The sequence below is a fragment of the Oceanibaculum pacificum genome (assembly GCF_001618175.1).
In the GTDB taxonomy this organism is placed as follows: Bacteria; Pseudomonadota; Alphaproteobacteria; order Oceanibaculales; family Oceanibaculaceae; genus Oceanibaculum; species Oceanibaculum pacificum.
In genome coordinates, this window is the sequence record NZ_LPXN01000077.1 from 1 (window position 1) to 6,073 (window position 6,073).

Annotated in this window: 7 protein-coding genes; 4 read left to right on the forward strand and 3 right to left on the reverse strand. The window is 67.4% G+C overall.

Annotated features, from left to right (window positions below; all coding sequences use genetic code 11):
- Nucleotides 1–133 precede the first annotated feature (133 nt).
- The 3 genes from proC to AUP43_RS05495 all read right to left on the reverse strand — a co-directional run bounded on the left by proC (nt 134) and on the right by AUP43_RS05495 (nt 2,117).
- A complete protein-coding gene (proC, locus tag AUP43_RS05485) occupies nt 134–952 on the reverse strand; it encodes a pyrroline-5-carboxylate reductase (protein ID WP_067553601.1) in 819 nt (272 codons plus the stop codon).
- A gap of 80 nt (nt 953–1,032) precedes the next feature.
- Nucleotides 1,033–1,536, reverse strand: a complete 504-nt coding sequence (locus AUP43_RS05490; RefSeq protein ID WP_067553590.1) for a type III secretion system chaperone family protein — start codon at nt 1,534–1,536, stop codon at nt 1,033–1,035.
- A gap of 227 nt (nt 1,537–1,763) precedes the next feature.
- Nucleotides 1,764–2,117: an accessory factor UbiK family protein gene (locus AUP43_RS05495; protein ID WP_067553592.1), complete on the reverse strand. Its 354-nt coding sequence runs from the start codon at nt 2,115–2,117 to the stop codon at nt 1,764–1,766.
- 122 nt (nt 2,118–2,239) lie between these two features.
- Between AUP43_RS05495 and rfaD the strand changes: the two genes are divergently transcribed.
- From rfaD to pgeF, 4 genes are read left to right on the forward strand one after another with little or no spacing between them, the layout of a single operon-like run.
- Nucleotides 2,240–3,223 (forward strand): ADP-glyceromanno-heptose 6-epimerase, encoded by a 984-nt coding sequence (gene rfaD, locus AUP43_RS05500; protein WP_067553594.1) that lies wholly within the window; start codon nt 2,240–2,242, stop codon nt 3,221–3,223.
- Nucleotides 3,224–3,249: 26 nt separating this feature from the next.
- Nucleotides 3,250–4,044 carry a prolipoprotein diacylglyceryl transferase gene (lgt, locus tag AUP43_RS05505; protein ID WP_067553595.1) on the forward strand — a complete coding sequence of 265 codons (795 nt, stop codon included), beginning with the start codon at nt 3,250–3,252 and terminating at the stop codon, nt 4,042–4,044.
- Entirely contained in the window at nt 4,041–5,120 is a 1,080-nt protein-coding gene (locus AUP43_RS05510; RefSeq protein ID WP_067553597.1) for a class I SAM-dependent methyltransferase, read from the forward strand. Before lgt ends, AUP43_RS05510 begins: the two co-directional genes overlap by 4 nt.
- A gap of 44 nt (nt 5,121–5,164) precedes the next feature.
- Nucleotides 5,165–5,926, forward strand: coding sequence for a peptidoglycan editing factor PgeF (gene pgeF / locus AUP43_RS05515; protein WP_067553599.1), 762 nt, complete (start codon nt 5,165–5,167; stop codon nt 5,924–5,926).
- The last annotated feature ends 147 nt before the right edge of the window (nt 5,927–6,073 follow it).

The window sequence follows — 6,073 nt, forward strand, 5'->3', positions numbered from 1 at the left end:
CCCTTCCGGGGCGAGGGATAGAAAAGTAGGTGTCCCTCGCCCCAAAGCTTGCGCCCATTGGGGGAGAGGGATGCGAAGGCTTAGGCGACAGCCTTAGCCGTAGCTGGGTGAGGGGAGACGTAGCCGCCGCCCCCTACCCTGCCAGCTCCCGTGAGCGCTTGGTGGCGGCGGCGACGGTGCGTTCCATCAGGGGAGGCAGGCCGGTGGCCGGGTCCATCAGCACCTGGAGGCCGGCATAGGTGGTGCCGTTCGGGCTGGTGACGTTCTGGCGCAGCACGGATGCCTCCTCGCCGGTCACGCGCATCAGTTCGCCAGCCCCGGCGACGGTGGCGCGGGCCAGCTTCATGGCGATGTCGGCGGGCAGCCCTACCTTCTCGCCCGCGGCCGCCATCGCCTCGACCATATGAAACACATAGGCCGGGCCGCTGCCGGCCAGGCCGGTCACCGAATCGATCAGCGCCTCATCCTCGACCCAGATCACCTCGCCGGCGGCCTGCAGCAGCAGTTCGGCCATCGCCCGCTCGGCATCGGCGACGTTCGGGTTGGCGGTGCAGCCGGTGATGCCCCGGCCAATGGCGGCCGGCGTGTTCGGGATGGTGCGCACGATGGCGGCGTTCGCCCCCAGATGCCGCTCGAAATAGCCGATGGTCTTGCCGGCGGCGACCGAGACGAACAGCGTGCCCGGCTTGGCGAAGCGGCCATAAGCGCCGATCACCGCATCCATCGCCTGCGGCTTCACCGCCAGCACCACGACCTGTGGGTGCAAATCGGCCGGCAGATCGGCGGCGTCCTTTACATGGCTGAAGCCCGGCTTGTCGCTGAGGCCATAGGGCAGGCTGTCGGACGGGTCGATGGCGTAGGCGCCGGCGGCGACGATGCCGCTTTTCAGCCAGCCTTCCAGTAGCGCGCCGCCCATCTTGCCGCAGCCGACCAGCAGCAGCGGCCGTTCCATCTTCGCCATGTCGCAACCTCCCCGATTCGAAAGATCGTCGGGTTATACGCGATGCGGCGGGGTGGGGAAAGGCGAGGCTGTCAGGCCTCGCCCACCGTATCCAGCATGGCGGCGTCCAGCGCCTCGACGGCGGTCTTGCCGCCCCAGAGCACGAACTGGAAAGCCGGGTAGAAACGCTCGCACTCGGTCACCGCGACATCGACCAGATCCTCGATCTGCTCGACCGTCGCCCCGCGCGCGCCGCGCAGTGGCACGGTATGGCGGAACATCGGCATGCCGTCTTCCGACGACAGATCGAAATGGCCCAGCCACAGGCGTTCGTTGGCCAGCGCCAGCAGCGCATGCGCCTCCGGCTTCTTCGACGGCTGCACCTTGGTGTCGAACACGCAGGAGAAATGCAGCGCGCTCATATCCTCGCGCCACACGAAGAACAGGTGATAGTCGCACCAGCGGCCGGTGATCTCGACCGCGAGCTCGTCTTCCCGCGAGCGGTCGAACGCCCACTCGTTGGCTTCCACCAACTCTTCCACAAGATCGAGAGGATTAACGACGGCGGTTTCGCCGTGGGTTTCGATATCTAACATCGAACCTGCACCTCCTTGGCAGGAAGGGTTGCTGTGCAGGGCTGGCGTGGTCTGCCGAGCACCTAGATTTAGTAGCTCCGCACCTTGTCACCACCACGATCTGTAGCCTGCCAAATGCGCCGTATGGGCGCAACACCAGATTTCGCGTTTTACGTTAAATAATTGCGATCATCTGGTGGGCGGCGGAAAATCATGACCGAGCCCGCCCGTACCCTGTCGAAAGTCTATTACGCCGTTTCGCCGGCCGGAGTCGCGGCCTTGCGGCGACGTGACGCAGGCTTGGCCGCCGCTTTCGCCGCAAGCTTCGCTGCGGGCTTTTTCTTCGGCGCGGGCTTGGCGACGCCAGCGCCCTCCAGTGCCGCAAGGCGGGCGGACAGCGCCTCATTCTCCATCCGCGCCTTCTCCGCCATCGCGCGGACGACCTCGAACTCCTCGCGGGTCACCAGGTCCATGTCGCGGATAACGCGCTCGAACTGTTGGCGGAACAGGCCGCCGATCTCGCCGCGAACACCGGCAGCGGCGCCCAGCGCGCCATTCGCCATGCGCGCCAGATCGTCGAACAGGCGGTTTTGTGTTTGCATCGCCCTCACTCCTTGGCTGTTCCCTGTCGGAGGGACCGGGCAGTTTCTTGCCCGCCCCCTCAAGGCCAACTATAACTCGCCGGACGAAAGATCAACTCCGAAGTCACCGAAAGGTTCGCTTTATGATCGTGGTGACGGGCGGCGCCGGCTTCATCGGCTCCAATCTCGCGGCGGCGCTGGAAGGCCGGGGGCGGCGCGACATCGTGGTCTGCGACTGGCTGGGCCGCGACGATAAGTGGCGCAATATCGCCAAGCGCGACCTTCTGGACCTGATCGCCCCGGAACGCCTGTTCGAGTTTCTCGACGGCAATCGCGGGCGGATCGAGGCGATCTTCCATATGGGCGCGATCTCGGCCACCACCGAGACCGACGCCGATCTGATCGTGCGCACCAATATCGATCTGCCGCAGCGCCTGTGGCTCTGGTGCGCCGGGAATGGCGCGCGGCTGGTCTATGCCTCCTCCGCCGCCACCTATGGCGATGGCGCCGCCGGCTTTCTGGACGATGACAGCGATTCCGGCCTGGCCCGGCTGCGGCCGCTGAACGCCTATGGCTGGAGCAAGCTGGCCTTCGACCGCCGCGTCGCCCGCTTCGTGAGGGAAGGCGTGACGCCGCCGCAATGGGCGGGCCTGCGCTTCTTCAACGTCTATGGGCCGAACGAATATCACAAGGGCGGCCAGATGAGCGTGGTGCCGCAGATCCACCGCCGCGTCGCGGCCGGCGAGCCGGCGCGCCTGTTTCGCTCGCACCATCGCGATTACGCCGATGGCGGGCAGTTGCGCGACTTCATCGATGTCGAGGATTGCGTGCAGGTTATGCTGTGGCTGCTGGACAATCCGGCCGCCGGCGGGCTGTTCAATTGCGGCACCGGCTCGGCCCGCAGCTTCAAGGATCTGGCGACCGCCGTCTTCAGCGCCCTGGGCCGCGCGCCGGAGATCGAGTATGTCGACACGCCCGAGGCGATCCGCGCCAAGTACCAGTATTTCACCCAGGCCGAGAGCGGCAAATTGCGGCAGGCGGGATACGACCGGCAATTCACCTCGTTGGAAGCAGGCGTCACCCGCTACGTCCGCGACTTCCTCGAATCCGACGATCCCTACCGCTAGGCCCCATCGCTAGGAGACGGCATATCGTGTTCCCCGTCATCGCTTTTCCGACCATCGATCCCGTCGCGCTGGAGCTAGGGCCGCTGGTCGTGCGCTGGTACGCGCTGGCCTATATCGTCGGGCTGATCGGCGGCTGGCGCTACGCGCTTTATCTGGCGCGGCGCGAGCCGGTCTATTTCGAGCCCAAGCTGCTGGACGATTTCGTCGTCTGGGCGACGCTGGGCGTGGTGATCGGCGGGCGGCTCGGCTATGTGCTGTTCTACCGGCCGGGCTATTACCTGTCCGATCCGATCCAGATATTGATGGTCTGGCAGGGCGGCATGGCGTTCCATGGCGGCATGCTGGGCGTGGTCGTCGCCACCTTCCTGTTCGCGCGCAAGAACAAGGTGCCGCTGCTGCCGCTGGCCGACATTGTCTGCGCCGCGGCCCCCATCGGCCTGTTCTTCGGACGCATCGCCAACTTCATCAATGGCGAGCTGTATGGCCGGGCCAGCGACGTGCCCTGGGCCATGGTGTTCCCGCATGGCGGGCCGGAGCCGCGCCACCCCAGCCAGCTCTACCAGGCCGGCATGGAAGGGCTGATCCTGTTCATCGCGATGACGGCGCTGGTCTTCGCCTTCAAGGCGCGGAACAAGCCGGGGCTGGTGGCCGGGGCCTTCTTCCTGGGCTACGGCATTGCCCGCTTCATCGGCGAGCTGTTCCGCCAGCCGGATTCCTTCCTGGGCTTCCTGGCCTTCGGCACCACCATGGGCCAGCTACTGTCGCTGCCGATGATGGCGCTGGGCGCGGTGCTGATCGGCTACGCGCTGAAGCGGAAATGAGCTCGGCGCTGACCGGCATCCTGGCCCGGCGCATCGCCGCCGCCGGGCCGATCACGGTCGCCGACTACATGGCCGAGGCGCTGGGCCATCCGCAGCACGGCTATTATCGCAGCCGCGACCCGCTGGGCGCGGCCGGCGACTTCACGACAGCGCCCGAGATCAGCCAGATGTTCGGCGAGCTGATCGGCCTGTGGGCCGCCATCGCCTGGCAGCAGATGGGGTCGCCCGGCGCGGTGCGGCTGATCGAGCTGGGGCCGGGACGCGGCACGCTGATGGCCGATTTCCTGCGCGCCGCGCGGCTGGTCCCCGGCTTTAGCGAGGCGATCCGCCTGCATCTGGTGGAGACCAGCCGCCCGCTGCGCGCCCGCCAGGCCGAGGCGCTGAAAGCCTCCGGCGTGACGCCGCATTGGCACGACACGCTGGACGAGACGCCGGACGGCCCGATGCTGCTGGTCGCCAACGAATTCTTCGACGCCCTGCCGATCCGCCAGTTGCAGCGGCTGGAGGGCGGCTGGCATGAAAGGCTGGTCGATGGCGACGCGGCCGGCTTCCGCTTCGTTGTCTCCCCAGGCCCGTCGACGGCGGCGGCGCTGCTGCATCCGCGGGTGCGCGAGACCGCGCCCGTCGGGTCCATCGCGGAGCTTTGCCCCGCCGGCATCGGCATCGCGGCGGCGATCGGTCGGCGGCTGGCGGAGCGCGGCGGCGCGGCGCTGATCGTCGATTACGGCACGCCGCTCAGCGCGCCGGGCGATTCCTTCCAGGCGCTGCAGGCGCACCGCTTCCACGATCCGCTGGCGGAGCCCGGATCAGCCGACCTGACCGCGCATGTCGATTTCGAGGCGCTGGCCATCGCCGCCCGCCAGGCCGGGGCCACGGGGCACGGGCCGGTCACCCAGGCCTCCTTCCTGCGCGCGCTGGGCATTGAGGCGCGCGCGGATAGGTTGCGCAAGGCCGGCGTCGGCGACATCGACGCCAGCCTGCGGCGCTTGCTAGATGCCGATGAAATGGGCAATCTGTTCAAGGTATTGGCGCTGACCAGCCTGGGTCTCCCCGTCCCCGCGGGGTTCGAAGCCTGATTGGCTGGCGGCGTAGTCTCCTCGCGTTGCGAAAGGCCGCCGGAGTGATCACCGTCGACGAGTTGGACATACCGGGCATCCGCCACGCCTTCTACGGCCGCCGCGGCGGCATTTCCGGCGGGCTTTACACCTCGCTGAATTGCGGGCTGGGCTCGGGCGACGCCGTCGACAAGGTGACCGCCAACCGCAAGCGCACCATGGCGGCGCTGGATTTGCCGGACGAGGCGCTGGTCACCTGCTACCAGCATCACAGCGCCGATGTGGTCACCGTCAACCAGGCCTGGACGCCGGATGCGGCGCCGAAGGCCGATGCGCTGGTCACCGCCGTCCCGCATATCGCCATCGGGGTGCTCACCGCCGATTGCGCGCCGGTGCTGTTCGCCGATCCCGACGCCAAGGTGGTGGGCGCCGCCCATGCCGGCTGGAAGGGCGCGAAGGCCGGCGTGGTCGAGGCCACCGTGCGGGCGATGGTCGAGCTGGGCGCGCGGCCCAGCAATATCGTCGCCGCCATCGGCCCGTGCATCGGCGTGGAATCCTACGAGGTCGGCCCGGAATTCCCGACGCCCTTCCTGGAGGAGGACCGCTCCAACGCGCTGTTCTTCTCCGCCGGCAGGCAGGACGGCAAATTCATGTTCGATTTGGGCGGCTATGTCGCGCGCAAGCTGAACCGCCTGCAACTCGGCGAAGTGCTGCGCCTGGACCGCGACACCTGCGGCGATTCGGCCAATTTCTTCAGCTATCGCCGCGCCTGCCAGAAGGGCGAGAAGGATTACGGCCGCGCGCTGGCCGTCATCGCGCTGGATTAGGCGGGCTGTCTCCCACCTCAACGCCATAGCTTGAGCTTTGATCGAACCACTAATGGCTGTCATTCCCGGCCTTGTGCCGGGAATCCAGGGTTCAGCCTTCTCGACCGACGATCCAGCGGGCTGAGGCGTGGACCCCCGCAACAAGTG